The organism is Sphingobium sp. (assembly GCF_036170395.1).
Taxonomy (GTDB): domain Bacteria; phylum Pseudomonadota; class Alphaproteobacteria; order Sphingomonadales; family Sphingomonadaceae; genus Sphingobium.
The window spans coordinates 1-3,000 of record NZ_JAVHPD010000051.1 but is presented as its reverse complement, the minus strand read 5'-3'; the positions used below and the strand labels follow the sequence as shown (position 1 = coordinate 3,000).

Genomic DNA, 3,000 nt, shown 5'->3' with positions numbered 1-3,000 from the left:
GCTCCACAACCAACTGCCCGATCTTGGCGTGCAGCTTCTCCACCTCGCTCTCGCTTGCGGATTCCGAGGTGATCGCGCCCACCATTCCGAGGAATTCCCGCCCGGGATTCCGAGCTGATCCCGCCCACCGTTCCGATTAATGTCCGCCCACCCTTGGGGTGCGGTGCCTGATCGTTGGGACCATGCTTTCCGGCTGGAAGTGGCCGGGAGGAATGGATGCCGACGAGGAGGGTGAAGATGCGCGACGTGCGCGAAGTGATGCGGCTGTACCGGGAGGGTGGCCAGGCGGTTCGGGAGATTGCGCGGCTGAGCGGCATAGCCCGTTCGACGGTGCGCGAGATGATTGCGCGGTTCGAGCGTTCCGGCCTGGCTTGGCCGGTGCCGCCGGACATCGCCGACGCCGAGCTGGAGCGGCGCCTGTACGGCGCGCCCGGCGTGAAGCCCGGCCGGCGCAAGCAGCCGGAGCCGGACTGGTCGGTGGTGGCCCGGGAGCTCAAGCGCAAGCATGTGACGCTGCAGGTGCTGTGGGAGGAATACGTAGCCGAGCACCCGGACGGGTACCGCTACAGCCGGTTCTGCGACCTGTTCCGGCGGTGGGAGGGGCGGCTGCCGCTGACGATGCGGCAGAGCCACGGCGGCGGCGAGAAGCTGTTTGTCGATTACGCCGGCGACACGGTGCCGGTGGTCGACCGCCGGACCGGTGAAGTGCGGCCTGCGCACCTCTTCGTGGCGGTGATGGGCGGCTCGAGCCTGTCGTTCGCCTGTGCGACCTGGACCGAGCAGCTGGGCGACTGGATCGAGGCGCACAACGCCGCCTTCGCCTTCTTCGGCGGGGCGCCGCAGCTGCTGGTGCCCGACAATGCGAAGGTGGCGGTGATCAAGGCCTGCCGCTACGACCCCATGGTCAACCGCAGCTACACCGACATGGCGCGCCATTACGGCACGGCGGTGCTGCCGGCACGGCCGCGGAGGCCCAGGGACAAGGCCAAGGTCGAGGCCTGCGTCGGCATCGTCGAGCGCTGGCTGCTGGGCCGGCTGCGCAACCGGATCTTCTACAGCCTGGCCGAGGTCAACGCGGCGGTCGCCGCGTGCATGGCGGACCTCAACGAGGCGCGGGTACTGCGCCAGTACGGCAAGACGCGCCGCCAGCTGTTCGAGGAAGTGGATGCGCCGAACCTGAAGCCGCTGCCGGCCGAGCCGTGGGCCCATGCCGAGTGGAAACGCTGCCGGGTCGGGCTCGACTATCACATCGCGATCGAGCGCCACCATTACTCGGTGCCCTGCCGCTTCGCCCGCCGCGAGGTCGAAGCGCGCATCACCGCGCGCACCGTCGAGGTCTTCCTCGGCTCCGAGCGCATCGCCGTGCACATGCGCGGCAGCGGCAACGGGCGGCACACGACGATCCCGGAGCACATGCCGTCCAGCCACCGCCGCTACGGCGACTGGACACCGGCGAAGATCCGCGAGGAGGCGCAGCGGATCGGGCCGATGCTGTCGCTGCTGGTCGAGAAGATCATCGAGAGCCGGCCGCATCCCGAGCAGGGCTACCGCTCGTGCCTGGGCATCATCGGCCTCGCCAAGCGCTTCGGGCCCGAGCGGCTCGAGGCCGCCGCGCTGCGCGCGCTGGAGATCCAGGCGCGCAATTACCCTTCGGTCAAATCGATCCTCGAAAAGGGGCTCGACAGGATCCCGGCGCCGAAATCCCCGGAGCGCGAGCCGATCCTCCACACCAACATCCGGGGCTCGCGATACTACCACTGAAAGGAAACGAGAATGCTGAAACATCCGACACTCGACCTGCTCCACCAGCTCGGCCTTGCCGGCATGGCGCAGGCCTTCGCCGAGCTGGCCGCCAACGACGAGGCCGCCGGCCTCGGCCATGCCGAATGGCTGGCGCTGCTGCTCGACCATGAAGCGACCTACCGCAACGACCGGCGCCTGGCGCTTCGCTTGCGGCATGCCCGCCTGCGCCACCACGCCGTGCCCGAGGACGTCGATTACCGCGCGCCGCGCGGGCTCGACCGCCGGCTGTTCGACATGCTGCTCAAGGGCGACTGGATCGCCGCCCACGAGAACCTGGCGATCATCGGGCCGACCGGGGTCGGCAAGAGCTGGTTGAGTTGCGCCATCGGGCACAAGGCCTGCCGCGACAATCGCTCGGTGCTCTACACCAGGCTGCCGCGGCTGATCGACGAGCTGGCCCTGGCCAAGGGCGATGGCCGGATCGCCGCGCGCATGAAGAGCCTCGCCCGCGTCGACCTGCTCATCCTCGACGACTGGGGCCTCGAACCGCTCGACGGCAACGCCCGCCACCACCTGCTCGAAATCCTCGAGGATCGCTATGGCCGCCGCTCGACGCTCGTCACCAGCCAGCTTCCCGTCGCGCGATGGCACGAGCTGATCGGCGATCCCACCTACGCTGACGCCATCCTCGACCGCCTCGTCCATAACGCTCATCGCGTCGAAATGAGCGGGGACTCCCTGCGCCGTCCAACCGTGCCAGCAGCCGCTTGACCAGAAGCCGAAATCAGTGACAAACCAGCCCATCGATCAGGCACTCTCGCCCGGGCGGCATCAGCTCGGAATGGTGGGCGCGATCAGATCGGAATAGGTGGGCGGCATCGTCGGAATCCACACTCTCGCTGGCTGACCTGGCCGCATCGCCCGTCCCGGCAAACGTGCTCGACATCCCGTCAATGGCCTGTCGCTTCCACGCCGCGATCATGGTGTGGTGCACGCCGTGCTTGGCTGCCAGTTCCGCCAGCGTCAGGTCACCCCGGATCGCCTCCAGCGCCACCTTCGCCTTGAAATCCGCGCTGTAGCGCTTCCTTGTCGTCTTCATTCCCGTACCAATCCGTCAGGTCGGGATTAGCTTAGCATCCTGTCCAGAAAACCGGCACCACCTCACAGGCTCTGGAACCAGACCTCTATGGGCGTGCCGCGCAGGAGGGCGGATTTGATCTTTGCCAGCTCGGCTGCAAAGCCCCCTTTTTGAAGTCC

The 3,000-nt window shown here is 67.8% G+C and carries 2 protein-coding genes and 1 pseudogene; 2 read left to right on the top strand and 1 reads right to left on the bottom strand.

Annotated features, from left to right (window positions below):
- Positions 1-237: 237 nt before the first annotated feature.
- On the top strand, positions 238-1,761 hold the full coding sequence (gene istA / locus V2B31_RS13685; protein ID WP_286866433.1) for an IS21 family transposase: 1,524 nt from the start codon (positions 238-240) through the stop codon (positions 1,759-1,761).
- 12 nt (positions 1,762-1,773) lie between these two features.
- Positions 1,774-2,514, top strand: a complete 741-nt coding sequence (istB, locus tag V2B31_RS13680) for an IS21-like element helper ATPase IstB (protein ID WP_286866430.1) — start codon at positions 1,774-1,776, stop codon at positions 2,512-2,514.
- 124 nt (positions 2,515-2,638) lie between these two features.
- Here istB and V2B31_RS13675 read toward each other — a convergent pair.
- Positions 2,639-2,842: pseudogene (locus V2B31_RS13675) on the bottom strand (transposase); the annotation flags it as partial.
- Between the last annotated feature and the right edge of the window lie 158 nt (positions 2,843-3,000).